This is a genomic window from Thalassotalea euphylliae (assembly GCF_003390335.1).
GTDB classification, from domain to species: domain Bacteria; phylum Pseudomonadota; class Gammaproteobacteria; order Enterobacterales; family Alteromonadaceae; genus Thalassotalea_F; species Thalassotalea_F euphylliae_B.
In genome coordinates this window covers 1,585,314-1,603,262 of sequence record NZ_QUOU01000001.1, presented here as the reverse complement: position 1 = coordinate 1,603,262, position 17,949 = coordinate 1,585,314, and the positions used below count along the sequence as shown (strand labels likewise).

The 17,949-nt window shown below is 44.4% G+C and carries 10 protein-coding genes; 6 read left to right on the top strand and 4 right to left on the bottom strand.

Annotation, left to right across the window (positions count from 1 at the left end):
- The first annotated feature begins 158 nt into the window (after nucleotides 1-158).
- From DXX93_RS07060 to DXX93_RS07050, 3 genes are all read left to right on the top strand, one after another.
- On the top strand, nucleotides 159-5,570 hold the full coding sequence (locus DXX93_RS07060; protein WP_116007478.1) for a galactose-binding domain-containing protein: 5,412 nt from the start codon (nucleotides 159-161) through the stop codon (nucleotides 5,568-5,570).
- Nucleotides 5,571-5,752: 182 nt separating this feature from the next.
- Nucleotides 5,753-6,148, top strand: a complete 396-nt coding sequence (locus tag DXX93_RS07055; RefSeq protein ID WP_116007477.1) for a FixH family protein — start codon at nucleotides 5,753-5,755, stop codon at nucleotides 6,146-6,148.
- Nucleotides 6,117-7,289 carry a cytochrome-c peroxidase gene (locus DXX93_RS07050; RefSeq protein ID WP_116007476.1) on the top strand — a complete coding sequence of 391 codons (1,173 nt, stop codon included), beginning with the start codon at nucleotides 6,117-6,119 and terminating at the stop codon, nucleotides 7,287-7,289. Before DXX93_RS07055 ends, DXX93_RS07050 begins: the two co-directional genes overlap by 32 nt.
- A 45-nt stretch (nucleotides 7,290-7,334) precedes the next feature.
- Here DXX93_RS07050 and DXX93_RS07045 read toward each other — a convergent pair whose 3' ends face one another.
- The 4 genes from DXX93_RS07045 to DXX93_RS07030 form a co-directional block, all read right to left on the bottom strand.
- The gene (locus tag DXX93_RS07045; RefSeq protein ID WP_116006822.1) at nucleotides 7,335-8,303 is read right to left on the bottom strand and encodes an IS30 family transposase; all 969 of its coding nucleotides are present in this window, start codon (nucleotides 8,301-8,303) and stop codon (nucleotides 7,335-7,337) included.
- Nucleotides 8,304-8,676: 373 nt separating this feature from the next.
- The gene (locus DXX93_RS07040) at nucleotides 8,677-9,504 is read right to left on the bottom strand and encodes a tetratricopeptide repeat protein (protein WP_116007475.1); all 828 of its coding nucleotides are present in this window, start codon (nucleotides 9,502-9,504) and stop codon (nucleotides 8,677-8,679) included.
- Nucleotides 9,505-9,785: 281 nt separating this feature from the next.
- Entirely contained in the window at nucleotides 9,786-10,496 is a 711-nt protein-coding gene (gene fadR / locus DXX93_RS07035; RefSeq protein WP_116007474.1) for a fatty acid metabolism transcriptional regulator FadR, read from the bottom strand.
- Between the two features lie 225 nt (nucleotides 10,497-10,721).
- On the bottom strand, nucleotides 10,722-11,951 hold the full coding sequence (locus DXX93_RS07030; protein WP_116007473.1) for an acetyl-CoA acetyltransferase: 1,230 nt from the start codon (nucleotides 11,949-11,951) through the stop codon (nucleotides 10,722-10,724).
- A 378-nt stretch (nucleotides 11,952-12,329) separates the two neighbouring features.
- Here DXX93_RS07030 and DXX93_RS07025 point away from each other — a divergent pair, with 378 nt between their 5' ends.
- The 3 genes from DXX93_RS07025 (at nucleotide 12,330) to DXX93_RS07015 (ending at nucleotide 17,761) form a co-directional block, all read left to right on the top strand.
- Nucleotides 12,330-13,250, top strand: a complete 921-nt coding sequence (locus DXX93_RS07025; RefSeq protein WP_116009861.1) for a DUF1295 domain-containing protein — start codon at nucleotides 12,330-12,332, stop codon at nucleotides 13,248-13,250.
- 142 nt (nucleotides 13,251-13,392) lie between these two features.
- Nucleotides 13,393-15,066, top strand: coding sequence for an AMP-binding protein (locus DXX93_RS07020; RefSeq protein WP_116007472.1), 1,674 nt, complete (start codon nucleotides 13,393-13,395; stop codon nucleotides 15,064-15,066).
- Nucleotides 15,067-15,379: 313 nt separating this feature from the next.
- Entirely contained in the window at nucleotides 15,380-17,761 is a 2,382-nt protein-coding gene (locus tag DXX93_RS07015) for a TonB-dependent receptor (protein ID WP_116007471.1), read from the top strand.
- Nucleotides 17,762-17,949: the final 188 nt, after the last annotated feature.

The window sequence follows — 17,949 nt, the reverse complement described above, 5'->3', positions numbered from 1 at the left end:
AGTTATTAAACACTTGAAAAGCAAAGTACTCACTTCCCTTGTTTTCATAGTGTTAACGCTAAGTGAAGAAAAGTAAATTTTAAAGCGGCACAAAAGCTGCCTACTGTAAAAAAAATGTAACGTAAAATGTTAAACGTCTCTATTCGGAGTCGTCAGTAATGACAAAGCTTATAAAAAGCAATCGGTTAATAACGCCGAAACAGTTACTGCATGTTAAGCAAATAATACCCGCAGCAGCTATGCTTGGCTTGTTGTATACAGCTCAATCCGTTGCGATTTCACCGCCTCACCATACACCTAAGCAACAAGCTACAGCTAATACTGTGACCCTTTGGCAAAATCAGAACCTTACTGGCGATAGTGAAATTTTTAGCGCTGGGGTTTATTTTGCGCAGCAAGTTCACCCTCAAGTTGATAACTTTCAGCAAATATCAGATAAACAAACGTCTTCGGTAACCGCGGGCAATAATGCCGTCGGCTGGCTTTGTCAAAATGCCAGTACTAACCCAACTAATGATGGCTCGATCGACCTTGGTTTATGTCATGTGTTTACGAGTGAAACTGTCAACCAGCTAAACAGCCATAACTTTAATAATGCCACCAGTGCGATAGTCGTGGCAGAGAAAACTAAAACCCGCCTTGCGACGGGCTTAACCGCGTGGAGCAATTTGTTTTCTGGCAATAGCCAAGAGTTTAGCGCTGGCAGCTATGATGTGTTAGACATCGTGAACGGTGTCGGCAATGATGCGATTAGTTCCATTAAAGTTGCACCTGGCTTTTTGGCGACCTTATGTACCAATGGTATTGATCACGCAAAAACACCGCTAAGTAATGGTGTTCCAGAAGGCGCTCAATGTCGCACATTTCCTGCTGGCAGTTACGGTAATTTATCACAGCACAACCTAGACGATATTGTTACTTACCTCGCCGTTAACCGTGTTGATACCAACCCTGCTCGCATTGGTACTTTTGGCCCAGTCAGACAATGGCCTTTTTCTGCCATTAATCAGTACTTGTTAACCGATGGTCGAGTGATGTTCAATGAAAGCAGCCCTGATGATGGCAATCCAACGACTGGCGAATACGCAATTTGGGATCCGGCTACCGAAACCATTGTTCAGGAAAGCACATTTGCGCCAGGTTCAGACTTATTCTGTTCGGCATTTGTCCATTTACCTAATGGGAATTTACTGGCCGCCGCAGCTGAAGGTGGCGGTACAACCACTACCATTGCCGTAGAATATAGTGTTGACACTGGCGAGTGGACACTAGCACAGGCAATGAATTGGGGAAGATACTATCCAACAGCCACCGTGACCCCAGAAGGTAACGTCCTAGTAACTGGTGGTAATGATGTTTTCGGTAATTTTTACGGTCAAGGGGTAATTGCCGTTACCGAACCTGAAGTTTACGAGAATGGTGCTTGGCGTTCGCTACCGGGTGCAAACATTCCGTTTACCAACTTTCGCGGACCGACCAATGACTCTTCCTACTGGCCTTGGGTTCAAGCGGCACCAAACGGTCAAATGTTTATGGCGGGTCCAGATAAAGGCATGCGTTTTCTGGAGCTTGAAGGCCAAGGTGAAAACCACGAATTAGGCAACAGACCGGATGATTTAGTACGTACCTATGGTAGTTATGTTACCTATGATACTGGCAAAATGTTAATCGCTGGTGGTGCTAACTCAGTAGCGAGCTGTAGCACGATAGATTTCAACTCAATTAACCCTGTAGTGCAACCAGCAGATGAGCTGAATTATGGTCGTCGTCAGTTTGACATGACCTTACTTGCCGATGGTACGGTTTTTGTTAATGGTGGCAATGACGATGGTGCTGTGGTTTATAGCGCTCCGGGCACCTTATATGTATCAGAGTTATGGTCACCACAAACTGAAACTTGGCAAGTCGCTGCCGATCACCTAATTTCTCGCCAATACCACAGTACCTCAATGTTAATTCCTGATGGCCGTGTGGTTACCGCGGGCCAATGTGGTGGACCACCTTGTCAGCGCGATGCCGAAATTTATTATCCTCCTTACCTATTTGCAGCTGATGGTTCACCAGCAACCCGCCCTAATATTACGAGTGTACAAAAAAGCTGGGCATATGCTGAGTCAATCAATATTAATAACGATGCCAATAATATTGAACGCGCCCACTTAATTAAGCTAGGTGCAGTAACCCACGCCACTAACTTTGAACAACGCTTAGTGCCATTGACGATAAATGCTAACCAGGCAAACGTCATTAATGTTACCGCCCCATCTGGTGGTAATATCGCCCCTCCTGGTCACTACATGTTGTTTTTAGTCAACACGGCTGGCGTACCTTCAGTGGCTGAAGTGGTGCATATTGGTGGTGATTATGGTCAAGACGACAGCGTCAGCTTTACTGCCGCCAATTACAATATCGACATCTACCAAGAACTGCAAAGTGCCAATAACCTTGCTTTAGGTGCTAGTGTTAGTCAATCTTCGACCTCTTATGGCGGCATTGCTAGCCGTGCTAACGATGGCAATACTAACGGTGTTTATGCTAACAATTCAGTTACTCATACCGCCAGCGAAGCCACCCCTTGGTGGCAAGTTGATTTAGGCAATAACAACACAGTAAAGGCGATAAACCTATATAATCGCACCGATAATTGTTGTACCAGTCGCTTATCGAACGTTTATGTGTTCGTTTCAGAAACTGATTTAACGGGTCGCAGCTTTAGCGATATTATTGCCGATAACAGCGTATGGCGTCACCATATTGCAGGCCAAGCCGCCAACAAAACGCAAATCAGCATTAATGCCGACGGTCGCTATGTACGTATACAGCTAGCTGGCACAGGTATTTTATCACTAGCAGAAGTAGAGGTACTAGGCAGTGCGCCATCTGCGCCACTTGATCTTGATAGCGATGGTGATGGCGTTCCAGATCGTGAAGATGCCTTACCTAACGACCCAAGTGAGTCAGTAGATACAGACGGTGATGGTGTTGCCGACAACAAAGGTGCCTTCCCTGAAAACCAACATGAAACTTTAGACAGTGATGGCGATGGCATTGGTAATAATGCAGATCCAACCCCTAATGGTGAAAACATTACCAGCACCGCCTTTAGTTTAGGCAATGATACCAGCGCTGATGGCAGCTTTATTGATGGTCACCACCCAAGCTTGTATATCAATGAACAAGACACGTATACCTACAACAATGGCGACGCGTTTATTCAACTTGATAAATTTAGCTTTTACGCCAGAAAACTTGGTAATCCAATTACTCCGATAGTGGTAAAAGTAAATGATGACAACGACTTTACTGTCATCGCCATTGGCGATACCCGCTACCAAGACGACTACCTTATTGGTCAAAACCAGTTTAACTTTAGTGATTTAGGTACCATGGCGCTATCGCTTAGTACAGGTGATACCATTGCTATTGGTTTTATCGACGCCAGCCCTAATGGCTCTGGCTGGGGTGCCGGTACGGTTATTCCTGCAGTAGCAGACGGCGGTGCAGATCAAGATGAAATTTATGGTTTATTACCAAGCCCATTAGTTGATGCGACCAAGGGTTTTGTTGCTGGCATAGATACCGCAAAAGCCGTCAAAAATCAAAAAATTGCCAACACTAACGCAGGGAAAAATGTCTCGGTATTTAACTTACGTCGCAATTATAAATTTGCCATTAGCTTTAAAGAAAATGTCTCAAATGACGATGTTGTTACACCTAACCCTCAACCTAGCGCTGGACAATGTCATCGCAGTGAAAACTTGGCGAGTAAAGGTAGTGCTAGCCAGTCTTCTGGTTATGGTGGAGCATTGAACATTTTTCCAGCCAATAACGCTATTGACGGTAACTTAAACAACTTTACTCACACTGATACTGCTGACAGCAATGCCAACTGGCAGCTCACGTTTAGCCAAGATTACCAGTTCGAACAAATCGTTTTACATAACCGTGGAGCCAGCAGCCGTTTACGTGATATTACCGTATCAATAGTGAATAACGATGGCTCAAGTGTCTATCAGTCAAGTTTGCTTAATCCTGAGAATAACCTTAATTCGCCTACGCAAATTAGCCTTGATTTGGTCGCCCTTACTGGCGGTAGTGTTACTGGCGCGCAAATTGTTATCAATAGAGCACCAGATCCTGATCTATCAGGTGGTGCAGGTAACACTGATGAAGCTAATGTGTTGTCATTGGCAGAAGTTGAAGTTCACGGTTGCGACTTACCACCTGCAATTTCTAGCACTAATATTGCCCTTGGCAAAACAGTGAGCCAATCGTCAACTACTCACGGTGGCATAGCCTCACGGGCAATTGACGGCAATACTAATAGCATTTGGATAAATGGTTCAATGACCCACACTGCGAGTCAAGCAAACCCTTGGTGGCAGCTAGACCTAGGCGCTAATACTCAAGTAGGTGAAATTAAGCTATTCAACCGTACCGATTGCTGCTCTGAACGCTTATCCGATGTTTATGTGTTTGTCTCACAAACCGACTTAACCGGTCGTAGCTATGCAGATATTGTTGCCGACAATAGTGTATGGCGTGCTCAAATTAGTGGTCAGGCCGATGTGCAAGAAACCATTTCAGCGCTTACTGCAGGCCGCTATGTCCGTGTGCAATTAGCAGGCGATGGGCCATTATCACTTGCAGAAGTGCAAATTTTTCCTATAGCAGATGGGCAAGCGCCGACACCAGAGCCGGTAAGTGACGCTTTAGTCTTGTATGGTCACCCCAATGAAGCAGGACCAAGCTGGACACTTGCTCCTGGCGATTACAACGTTGCTCAGTTAAGTGCTTCGCCTGTTGGTAACAATAATGCGTCATCCTTTACCTTAAAAGCTGGTTATCAAGTAGAGATATGCGATCAAGCAGATTTTAGTGGTGAATGTCGAACTTTTACCAGTTCGGTGGCATCCTTAGTGGCTGAAAGCTTTGATGATAAAGCGACATCAATTCGAGTATCAAAACCAGCTTTACAGATACAAAACTGTGCTGCAGGGGCAAATAATTTATTAGTCAATGGCAGTTTCGAGCAAACTAGCCATCCAGACTATAATTCCGCCGCAGCGTTAATTAATGCCTTAGGTACTCCAAATAGCAATGGTGCTTTTGCTGATGCATACCCACAAGCAAATATCCCAGGGTGGGTTATGACTGGTGGTATTCCCTTACAGCAGGGTGGCGTTTCACAAGGAGGTACCATTGAATTGGGCACATCCGGTTTTTTGAATATCAACGCAGCAGACGGTCAAGTATTTGTTGAAATGGATGGGAATGTTCACAACCAAATAGTTCAGGTTGTTCCCGGTAGCAGGCTAGCTTGGCAACTATCTCATCGAGGGCGCGAAGGCATAGATACTATTTCGCTAAGTATTGGACCTATCGGACAACAAACTATCTTCAATAACTTAGCCTCAGGTAATAATAATTGGGTTGAACACAGCGGGACCTACAACGTACCTGTTGGTGTAAGCCAAATACAATTATCAATTACGCCTGAATCCGCGGCTAATGGCGATATAGATTCATCAAATTTATTAGATAACATAAGATTATGTGTTACTAATTAGAGCATCATTAATAGGAATATTGCATGATGTCCTATAAGCCATTGCAGATAAGTTACGTAAAATTTATAACAGGATTACCTATGTAAAACTGTTCGATAAACCGTAATTAAACGCCCTCAAATAAGGAGCAACCTTTGAGCTATTGTCGGCTATTGACCGCCGTTCTCTTTTGTCTCGTCTGTATGAGCTGTACTGGCCAAAATGCTAGCCAACAAAGAAAAGCAGACAAACAGGCTTTTCACTACCAAATAACCAGTGAGCAAGGACTATTTCTACTAAGCTTAACAACCGAGCAAAATAACAAGCCCCCTATTGGCTATTTTCATAACCATATTATTACCCTTACCGATAGCAATAAGAGCCCGGTCTACCCGGCATTAATTAATATTAGTGGCGGTATGCCGGAGCACGGTCATGGTTTACCATCACAACCGCAGATAACGCGCTACCTTGGCAATGGTCAATACTTACTTGAAGGGGTCAAATTTAATATGTCGGGCAACTGGCGTATCACGTTCAGAATAAGAACAAATGAGTTAACCGACAGTGCAACGCTCAACTTTAGCCTTAGCCATTAGTATCACCACTGTATTATTACCTATGCTTAAAGGCTGCGAGCAGCACGCTTACTGGTCAGCCCAAGAGCGCAGTGTTTTGCAATCATTACAACTAAAAAACTTACCAGATAAACTCCATAGTCCGTCAAATCGTTATGCCAATAATCCACAAGCTGCGGCGTTTGGTAAACAGCTATTTTTTGACCCTAGGATGAGCCAAAATGGTGAGCTTTCATGTGCCAGTTGCCACCAGCCCGAGCGTGCTTTTACTGATGGCTTGGCAAAGGGGAAAGGCCTAGACAAGCTTAATCGCAACAGCCAAAGTTTATTAGGGCTAGGGTATTCAACTTGGTTTTATTGGGATGGCCGTAAAGACTCGCTATGGGCGCAAGCATTAGTGCCTTTTGAAGCAGCCAAAGAAATGGGCAGTAGCCGGATAAAAGTGCTAAGGGTCATAGGCTCTGATAGCTACTACCACCGAAGCTATGAAAATCTTTTTGGCCGATTTCCCAAGCAAGTATTTAACGACAATATTCTCGAAAAGTCTGGTCCTTGGGGCGATACTGAGGCTAGAGCTAACTGGCAAACAATCAGCAAAGAAGATCAACAAGAAATCAATCGAGCTTTTGTTAATATTGGTAAAGCGCTTGCAGCCTATGAACGCAGCCTATCGATACCAAGAACGAAATCTGATCATTATTTAACCGCACTTTTTAATTTAGGGGCTGCCCGTGCAAACTCACTATTAAGCGATGATGAACTTGCTGGCATTCGTCTATTTATTAATACTGAGAAAACCCACTGCTTTCGTTGTCATAATGGTCCGTTATTAACTAACAATGATTTTCATCATATTGGCTCACAAAACAATCACAAAAATGAACAAGACTATGGCCGATTTTTAGGGCTGAGAACTGTAGTTCGAGACCCATTTAATTGCCTAGGTCAATACAGTGATGCCAGCCCAGAGCAATGTTCAAGCTTACGCTATCTAAATAAAACCGCGCCCTATTTTCACGATGGCCGCTTTAATTCACTCGAGCAAGTCATGCAGCATTATTTATCAACTAAACCAGCACAATCAGAATTACCTGAGCTTAATTTAACTGAAATTGAACAGCGGCAAGTTATCAGCTTTATGAACACGCTAAATATTGATTAAAACATGTTATTTCTATGCTTGAATTCAACTAATAAGTGCAATCGTTTATGCAGCCACTAATTTCTCTGGCTGACCGGTAAATAATTCATAAGGTGTTTTATAACCTCTTGTCTTTCTTGGGCGGTGATTGAGCTTATCAACTGCCGCCTGAATTTCTTCTTCACTAAGCGCCATAAAGTCTGTGCCTTTGGGAAAGTAACGTCGCAGTAAACCGTTAGTATTCTCATTGATACCTCGCTCCCACGAAGCGTAAGGGTGGGCGAAGTACACATCCGCTTCTAGCGCTTGAGCAATTCGCTCATGTTGAGCAAATTCTTTACCATTATCGAAGGTAATCGTCAGTACCTTTTCTTTGAGTGGCATAACACTATCAATGATAGCGTCTGCTGTAATATCAGCATGTTTGCTCTCAATACGCCTAACAACGGTATAAAGTGTCTTTCGCTCAACCAGTGTGACAAAGGCGTGTTGGCGCCCTTTTCCTATAACAGTATCACCTTCCCAATCACCAAGACGAGATTTTGTGTCAACTACCGCTGGGCGTTCATCAATACCGACACGGTTCACAAGTTGGCCACGCTTACTATAGCGGCCATAGCGTTTTTGGTATTTTTTACCTGCTCTGGTGAGAGATTTATACAGTTGACCACCTTGGGCTTTATCCTGATAAATATAGCGGTAAATACTCTCATGGTGCAGGGAAAGCTTTTCTTCTAATTTAATCCGTCCAGTAATTTGCTCTGGGCTAAAGTCTTGCTCAAGCAACCACTTAATCCAACCTTGGACCTGCTCTGTGATTTTGACTGACTTAGTAGCCGATTGACGTCTTTGTTTAGCCAATTGGTGAGCTTGTTTTGGTCGATAGCCCCTCAATCCTTTATTGCGTCGTATCTCGCGTGAAATGGATGACGGACTGCGCTCTAAAATTTCAGCTATCTCTTTTTGACTATGTTTTGCTTTTAACAAAGCGTAAATCTGGTATCGTTCAGCTTGTGTCAGCTGTTTGTAGTTCATAAGGCTATTTCCTTTGGCGAGAAAGTAGCCGAACTATAACAGCTGGCCACCTAACCTGAGAAATTGCACTTATTATGCGAATCTAAGATGGCAAGCAATAAACACGACAAGCTTTAACAATTACGTCAGTTTTTCAAACAGATTTTGTAAAAGCACATAAACAAACACCTTGGGTTGCTGTCGACTAATAGCCTCAAGCATTGGCATTCGTTTGTCTGATGACTAGGGCGTGTTGATGTTGCGATAATGAATTTTATTCAATTTCGAAAGCTCAACACGCCCTAATTATTTGTGTTTGATTAAGCCGTTTAACCGTATTTATCTAGATGAGTGAAACAACGAATACGGCCTGAATAAATAATTGCATCCATTTTTATCGTGCGTAGTTATTACCGCTAAAGCCCTCTAAAAACAAATGTCTAAAGTCTGTGGAATCAGCAATGTCCGCTCGCTGCATACAGGTCAGGCGCTCAGCGCAGGTCTTTCCTCTAAAGCGAGTCCCTGTCGATTTGATTGCCTTACGAAAGGTGACCAGCTGTTTGTTAAACGTAGTTTGCAACGGTGGTGACGTGATCGTTATCACCTCTACATCATCGTCATACCAAGCCAGCCCACCATCTTCTGTAGCCACTAAGGGTTTTTGATTCAACAAGCTGTAAAGTTTGGGAAAGGCTTTTTCAGGCGTTTCATATTTTGCGTTAATAAATTTCACAACATTAGGGATCTGCTCGTACTTTCGCTGGTAAGACTCAGCGAAATGACTGTCTGCCTTCGCCAAATCTTGCACACCATATTTTTCATCCATGTACATCATACCGAGCAGAAAATCAGCGCCGTCATATTCATATTTGGCCGCTTTTTCGAGGTACGCTTGGGCATCATCGATGTCTTGCAGTTCTTTGCTTGTCAAATAGATGTATCCGGCTTTAAATTGCGCGGAAGTATAACCTGCACGAGCCGCCTTTTTGAAAAACTTCAACGCCATCTTTTCGTTTTTCGGCGTGCCATAACCGTGGTGGTAGAACTGCCCCAAGGTTAACATAGCCAGTGAGTGGCCGCGTTTGGCAGCTTTTTTATATTGATTAAAGTAGTTGATACAAGTGCCAGAATTACACTCGTCGATTTTTTCAGCAGCAGCGGGCAGTGCCGCAAATTGCAGAACTGTGGCAAGTATGCCAATTGTTGTGAGTCTTTTAACCATGTTTGTTCACGTCCTATGCCAACGGTGCCGATGAGCTGAAACAACAATCAACTTAGCTATATTACTAGCTTAATTACTAGCTTAATTACTAGCTTAATTACTAGCTTAGCGCATAGGCGATAAATTAGACATCCTCTTCAACTTTAGCTGTAGTTTGTCAAATAATAAACACCGCTTGTCACCACAATTCGACCACTAATCACACCACAATATTGGTAAAATTTAGACATAAAAAAACGGGCAAAGACTGAGTCTTTACCCGTTTTTTTATATTTATGACGTTATTCGGCGAGTTCTTTTAATACTTCGTCTTTCAGCTCTAACCAAAGTTGGCCCGATTCAATACCGAATTTACGCACTGCAAATACAGATTCGTCGAATTTGCCAGCCTTAGCAAGGTCGATAAGGCGCTGATAATAACCGCGAGAAATTTCTCGTCCTCTTGGGTGTTGGAAGTACAAGCCGCCTAAACGAGAATACAAGCCTCTAAAACCATTTAAAATAAGCAAGTAAATGGAGTTTCCAGACGCCATCACCAACTCTTTATTAAGCTTGTAGTCAAACTCTGCAAACTTTTCGCCGTCATCTTCAACGTCTTTGTAAGATTCCAATAATTCGATCGTTTTTTCAGGGTTGTTCTTAATCGCACCACGCACGTAGATTGCACTAATATTTGTGCGCGCCGACATTAAATTATCAACAAGCTCTGGAATGCCTTCGTGATCTAATTGCGCTAGTGTTTCAAGAATATTAAGACTCGACGTTTCCCAGAAGTTATTCACTCGCGTCGGCTTACCGTGCTTTATCGTCAGCCAGCCATCGCGGGCAAGTCGCTGTAACACCTCACGTAATGTGGTACGAGTTACACCAATCAGTTCTGAAAGCTCTCGCTCAGCGGGTAAAATTGAGCCGGGGGGAAAGCCACCATTCCAGATAGATTCAACAATGTACTGCTCTGCAAAACCTGCTGGACTCTGTGCTTTTATTACCATTTCGTTCTTAGCCTCAATTACCTGCATTTTTAAATCTCACTGATTGTACCAGAACAACCAACTAGTACAACCAGTTAAACTGTAAAGGCATCTAGTGAGCGCTATTTAGCTTAATTTTTGTGATAAACGTCTTGTAACGCGCAACAATCCGCTAATTGCGTAGCTTTCGTGACTCTCTTAATCACTCTTTTTTATTAACCCATGGGATTGCGAAAAGCCGCTTTACTAACGGCCAATAATAAAACTCGCGCAAGTTGTCGCGCTGCCCCCTAAATTAAACGTTGCCATGTTATTCACATTAGAGAGCTGACAATTTCCCGCCTGCCCGGTGACTTGTTGGTAGCAATCTAACATCATACGCACGCCTGTCGCGCCGACAGGGTGACCTAGTCCGATTAGCCCACCACTTGGGTTAATGGGAAAATCACCATCTTTGCTAATTCGACCGGCTTCAATTGCTTTGTAACTCTCCCCCGGTTCAGTTAAGCCCCAGTGATCAATGGCCATGTATTCAGTAATCGTAAAACAATCATGAGTTTCCAAACCGTCAAGCTCGGCTACTGACGACATTCCCGCGCGAGTCAGTGCATCTTGAACCATCAGCCTCGCATGAGGGAAAATCAATGGGCTGTTTTGACTTAATCGCATTTTTTCTTCAAACAATAAAGGTGCACTCCTATGCCCCCAGCCTTTAATATATGGAATATCTCTAAGCGAAAGCCCCTGCTTTTGTGCGTGTTGTTTCGCAATTTTTTCACTCGCTAAAAACACACAAGCAGCGCCATCTGTGATTTGGCCGCAATCCATTTTACGAAGTTTGCCTTCAATAATTGGATTGAGTTCGTCATCATTAGTAAAGCTTTTTTCCTCAAACGACCAAGATTTTGACTGTGCATAGGGGTTTACTCGCGCATTTGCATAGTTAATTTGAGCGATAGTTTTTAGGCTGTCGTAGTCCATGCCATAACGTTTGTCATATTCTTGCGCCAATAAATCAAACATATACGGCCATGGATAATCACAATTTGTCGCTTCAATTCCCCGGTAAGTCGCAGCGCCTAAGTAGTCGGCACCAACTTTCCCAGGTACATTTCGCATAAGCTCAATGCCAACCACGCATGCCAAGCCGTAGTGCCCAGCTTGAATATCAGACATAGCTGCCAACGCCGCCATTGAACCAGATGCACATGCCGCTTCATGCCGCGACGTCGGTATTGCCGCCAGTTCAGCGTAAGCCTGCCCGAAAAAGCCTCCCATTAATCCTTGTCCAGCAAATAGTTCACCCACAAAGTTTCCGACGTGACCGACTTCGATTTGCGCAGGCTCCAGCCCCGAAGACACTAGACCTTGGTTCATGACTTCCTTAAACATATCGAAAATTGATTTCTCTTCCCGATGCCAATTTCGAGAAAAATCCGTTTGCGCACCGCCGAGAATATACACTTTGTTTTCCATCGTCATTTCCTATTCCGCTTGTCATTCGGCTCCATCTGCCGATTTATAATCTTGTTAATGCCGCAATAAATCCATTGCTGATTAGCTTCATCGACTAAACACAGCATAAGAGGCACATGTCTAGCTCAAAAAATACCTGCCTCGAAAAGCCGTTCAAACAAATTCCAATACATTATCGAGTTCATGACCAAGCCAGCACGTTAAATGAGTCAGCCAATAAAGCCTTTGATAAAACGCTTGTAACTGCATGACATAAATAACCTTTCGTAACAAAAAACGCTCAACCTGCTGCACATTTGTTTGACACCTGATTATTTTTTCGGTAATGATAGTCTCATAATGAAAGCAACTTGTACAGATATCAACCAGGAGCGTTCAATGTCAACAAGAGTGCCAACTAGAGCAATCGTGATGATCTCGGTGTCATTAATTCTCGGTTCACTGTTTGCCTTGGCTGGCAATCAAATGAGTATTGAGTGGCAAGGGTTACCCGCATTTGGTTTATGTGTTGCCGTAGCTTTTGTTATTCAGTGGCTCGCCTTTATTCCTGCCTACGCAAAACAAACCGAACGCTTTTATGATTTAACCGGGAGCATAACTTACCTATCCATTACCGCTTTTATTTTACTGATCACATTTGAACAACTGGCTGAGCGAAGCATTATCTTGGCGGCTATGGTGATCATTTGGGCAGCTCGTCTTGGTACATTTTTGTTTATTCGCATCTCGAAAGATGGTGCCGATAATCGCTTTGACGAAATCAAACCAAACCCACTGCGTTTTCTCGCAGCATGGACAATTCAAGGGTTATGGATAACCGTGACGGCCTCAGCGGCCTTCGTCGCAATGCTTTCACAAAACTCCCACCCCATTGGCTGGCTCGGTACCATAGGTATTGGCTTGTGGCTCACTGGTTTTGCTATAGAAGCGATCGCAGACCACCAAAAACGAATCTTTAAAAGCACACAAGCACAAACTGGTCACGCATTTATTCACACCGGTTTATGGGCTTATTCACGCCACCCTAATTATTTTGGCGAAATTATGTTGTGGTTCGGTGTTAGCTTGGTTGCACTGCCAGTGTTATCCGGTTGGGGCTACGTAACGCTGATTTCTCCCCTGTTTGTGTTGCTATTGCTCACCCGTGTTAGCGGCATTCCGTTACTGGAAAAATCAGCAGACAAAAAGTATTCAGATCACGAATTGTATCACGCGTATAAAAGCCAAACGCCGGTGTTAGTGCCACGATTAACAAAGCCAGTACTGGTGCCAAGCGTTGAAAAAGTCAAAGCAACATAATTGGTACAAACCAACAGCACACAGAAAAAACACCGTTAATTTTCATAAATCATTGATATGGAGTTTAAAAAGTTCTTGCCGTTTGCTCTTTAGATCACTATCACTATAGAGCGACCAATTTTTAAACAACAATGGAGTAAGTATGTCAATCAATAATACTAATACGACAGAACAAGACACCGTCACTTCACCGATATCAATGCTTTATCGTTGGGAAAGCGAGCACCCTGACACCTTATACATGACCCAGCCAATCAATGGAAAGTACATCGAATTCACCTGGAAAGAGGCCATTACACAAGCGCGTAAAGTCGCCGCGGCATTACGCGCCAGTGATTACCCCAAAGGCAGCAAAATCGCCATTTTGTCGAAAAACTGCGCTCACTGGATCATTGCCGATATGGGGATCGCCATGGCAGGTCACGTTTCCGTGCCGATTTTTGCTACCGCAGGAAAAGACACCATTCAATACGTACTAGCACATGCCGAATGCCCGCTGATTTTTGTCGGTAAGCTAGATGAGCCAGAAGCCTCAATTAGTTACCTGCCCGACAACGTCAAACAGGTCGCATTTCCATACGAAGGTGCTGAGGTACCCGTTAGCTGGGAAGAATTTACCGATATCGAGCCGATTGCTGACAATCCGGTGCCAGATATGGACGATATTTTCAGTATTATTTACACCTCAGGCAGCACTGGCCAACCGAAAGGCGTGGTGCATACCTACCGCACCCTGAGTTGGGCAGCGAGTCATTCGATACACGTACTGGGCGTAAGCACAAAAGATCGAGTAATGAGCTACCTGCCATTGGCGCACATCACAGAACGGGCCTTAATTCAACTCTCCGGCTACTACTCAGGGATGAAGTTGTATTTTGTTGAGTCGCTTGACACCTTTACCCGCGATGTCAAGAACTGCGACCCAACACTCTTTGTTTCTGTGCCTCGCCTGTGGACTAAGTTCCAAATGGGTATATTGTCGAAAGTATCGCAGAAAAAGCTCAACTTCCTGCTGCGATTACCTATCGTCGGTAAAAAAGTTGCCTCGCAAATTCGAAAGCAATTGGGCTTAGACTCTGCCCGCCATTACGCCTCAGGCTCTGCCCCCCTAGCACCAGCCACTATCGATTGGTTCAGCAAGCTTGGTATCAACATTTGTGAAGCGTGGGGAATGACAGAAAACGCCGCCTATGGCACCAGCTGCATACCGTTTAGGCAAGACAAAGTTGGCTCAATCGGCAAAGCCTACGACGGTGTTGATATGCGCATTGCCGATGATGGCGAAATTCAAGTAAAAGCGCCGTGCAACATGATTGGCTATTACAAAGACCAAGAAAAAACCTCCGGTGTATTTACCAATGACGGCTACCTGAGAACGGGCGATAAAGGCGTGGTGGATAGCGATGGCTACTATCGCATTACCGGTCGATTAAAAGACATCTTCAAAACGGCCAAAGGTAAATATGTGACACCTGCGCCGATTGAGGCAAAGATCATGGAAAACTCCAGTGTTGAGCAAGTGTGTGTTACCGGTACCAATCTCGCGCAGCCGATAGGTTTGTTGGTGTTGTCTGACGATGCGAAAAAAGAGAGTCAAACAACCAATGAAGCGAGTTTGCTGAGAACGTTAGAAACGGTCAATCAAACTTTGGAGAGCCATCAGCGCCTAGATCGCCTGATTGTGTTTAGCGAAGAATGGTCGGTCGACAATGATTTACTCACGCCAACGTTAAAAGTTAAAAGGCACACAATAGAAGATACCTTTGCCGACATAATTGCAGCGCCCCATAGCGACAAAATAGTGTGGACGAACTAGTTTCGTCTACTCCCCGCTACTCGCGATGGATTGTGAGTTAACGCCTCACGAGTTGAGTTGTGAGTGACGCTCGTCATTATACGACTCAGCGCGAACAAACAGCTAAGGGGCAAACAAACTACTTGCTTTTAGCCATGCTCGCGCAAGCATTTGGCCGCTGGCTAGACAGACAAATACAAGATAAATACAGATAAATACAGATAAATACAGATAAATACAGATAAATACAGATAAATACAGATAAATAATTAGCTATAACAACGAACTAAATCAACCGTATAACAAAAAAATCAAAATCAACCTTGGAGGTGAAATGATGAATAAAGGTGTTGTTTCGAAGTTTTTATTGTCTTTATGTGCCGTGAGTGTTTCGAATGCGCTTGCCCAAACCAGTAACCCCAGCGACGACAGTAGTGCCAAGTTAGAAATTATTGAAGTCACCTCGCAGCGCCGGGTCGAAAATATTCAAGACGTTCCAATATCGGTTTCTGCCCTGTCAGCAAAACAGTTAGAACGTGTGTCTATCGATAAAATTGACGACCTACAGCTCTATGTCCCCAACCTCTCGCTCACCGAAACAGGCTTATCGACACAAACCTATATTCGCGGTATTGGCACAGGGAATAACCAAGGGTTTGAACAATCTGTGGTGCAATTTGTTGACGGTATCTCGCATGCACGCCCCCAGCTAAGCCGCGCGCCATTTTTTGACCTCGAACGCGTTGAAGTGCTGCGTGGCCCACAAAGTATTTTGTTTGGTAAAAACGCCATTGGCGGTGCCCTTAACATCTCGACAGCCAGTGTAGAAGAAGAAAACAGTGGCAGAGTATTTATGCAATTTGGCGAATACGGCACAACCGAACTACAAGGCATAATGAACCGCGAACTTATTGACTCTAAACTGTACGGTCGCCTGTCAATTCGCAGTTATGAAGACGACGGCTACATTTACAACAAAACCCTTGATCGCGATGAACCACAGCGCGACGATCTCACCATTCGCGCCAAACTCAAATATTTGCTCAACGCTGACTGGCAACTTAACTTCAAGTACGAACGCAACGAATTCGACACCATTGGTCGCCAAATTGAAATTATTCAAGATCAAGGCAACCCAGGTAACCCATTTGGTACTACTCTAGCGACAGTCTTTGGCCTGCCAAACGCCATCACAGATACCGATTTAGACTACGAACGCGACGCCAATGGCGATACCAGTAATAATGAAATGGACTCTTACGTGTTTGCCGTTAACGGCATGATTGGCGACTTAGAATTTGAGTCAAACACGGCTTTTTTAGAATATGAGCTAGACGAAATATGTGATTGTGACTTTATCGCCGCCCCTATTATTGGCGCACCGCTCTATGAAAAGTACGACCAATTTAGCCAAGAGTTTCGTATTGCAACTCCGTCAGAGCAAACATTTTCATGGCAAGCTGGTATCTTTTATCAAACCAGTGATATGGATTATGAAGACTCAATTGCCATACCTGAAGGCCCCGTTGGTCGACCCGACTTATCCGTATTGCCAACAGCTGTATTTGCCATCACCCAAAACCCTGCACTGGGCAACGCGATTTCCGGGACATCGGCAACACGAACATTCACTCAAGACGCCGACGCCTTCTCTGTATTTGCCCAAGGTGATTGGCAAGTTTCCGATAAACTTAGGGTTTCGGTTGGGGCTCGCTGGGTAACGGAAGATAAAGAAGCAACGCGTGCCATGAATGTTACCGACACCCTGACTGGCCAGCCTGCGCCTGTTGGCGCTGCCGTTCTGCAAAATGTTTTTGCTATCGAGAGTGAGCAAACCACAGGGCATAATTTAAGTGGTGATCGCTCAGAAAGCTCATTTGACCCCAGTATCAAATTTCAGTATTTCGCCAGCGACGACCTAATGTTTTACGGTGGCTGGTCAAAAGGCTCTAAATCCGGTGGCTATGACACTCGCTCAAACATTGTCACTTCGTTCGAGTTTGAAGGCGAAGAAGCCTCAGCATTTGAAGCTGGCTTTAAAAGCACATTCTGGGATGGTCGCGCAAGATTTAACGCCGCAGCGTATTTTACCGATTACGACGCCTTACAAGTCGCCCAATTTGATGGCCGGCTAGGGTTTGTGGTCGGCAATGCCGATGCGGAAGTAAGTGGTATTGAAATTGACGGCTCTATTGCACTCACCCAAGACTTAACCTTGTCTTATTCTGCCGCCTACCTAGACCATGAATTTACCGATTACACCAACGGTAACTGTTACTATGCCCAACAGTTTGACACAGAAAACCCCGATCGCGCGGCACGCTATAACCCTACAACTAATTTATGTGATTACACCGGATTAAGCGGACAATATACCCCTGAATTTAGCGGCAACCTCAATGCTGATTACTTTGTACCATTGACCGATAGCGCCGACTTGCACATTAACTTGAACTACAGCTACACCGGCTCGCAAAACGTTCATCAAAACTTAGATCCTAACTTTGAGGTCGGCTCTATTGGCCGAGTTGATGTAAACATCGCCATCGAGTTTGAAGACTGGGGAGTCGAGATTTTGGGTCGTAACATTACCGATCAAGACTATGTCACGTATGCCAATAACTCGCCACTATCTGGCACCTTTGGTGCCGACACTGTGTACGGCTTTATCGCCCCGCCTTCGATGTGGAGCCTACGAGGTTATTACAACTTCTAGAAAACGGCTAAGCCACTTGCCAGCTGTTTGCACTGTATAGCAGCTGGCTTTTTTAGTTATAACTTTGACTATAGTGGCTTGCTTAGGATGAGGTAACACTTGCTCGCCTTCGCTTCATCATGCAACTGAGCAATTCAGCCAAAGCAAAATGTCTATAGATACCGCTATAAATACTGAAAGAGTGCTAC

Coding starts and splice junctions, on each gene's coding strand:
- DXX93_RS07060 (WP_116007478.1), top strand. CDS start 159: ATGACAAAGCTTATAAAAAGCAATCGGTTAATAACGCCGAAACAGTTA.
- DXX93_RS07055 (WP_116007477.1), top strand. CDS start 5,753: ATGAGCTGTACTGGCCAAAATGCTAGCCAACAAAGAAAAGCAGACAAA.
- DXX93_RS07045 (WP_116006822.1), bottom strand. CDS start 8,303: ATGAACTACAAACAGCTGACACAAGCTGAACGATACCAGATTTACGCT.
- DXX93_RS07040 (WP_116007475.1), bottom strand. CDS start 9,504: ATGGTTAAAAGACTCACAACAATTGGCATACTTGCCACAGTTCTGCAA.
- fadR (WP_116007474.1), bottom strand. CDS start 10,496: ATGGTAATAAAAGCACAGAGTCCAGCAGGTTTTGCAGAGCAGTACATT.
- DXX93_RS07030 (WP_116007473.1), bottom strand. CDS start 11,951: ATGGAAAACAAAGTGTATATTCTCGGCGGTGCGCAAACGGATTTTTCT.
- DXX93_RS07025 (WP_116009861.1), top strand. CDS start 12,330: ATGTCAACAAGAGTGCCAACTAGAGCAATCGTGATGATCTCGGTGTCA.
- DXX93_RS07020 (WP_116007472.1), top strand. CDS start 13,393: ATGTCAATCAATAATACTAATACGACAGAACAAGACACCGTCACTTCA.
- DXX93_RS07015 (WP_116007471.1), top strand. CDS start 15,380: ATGATGAATAAAGGTGTTGTTTCGAAGTTTTTATTGTCTTTATGTGCC.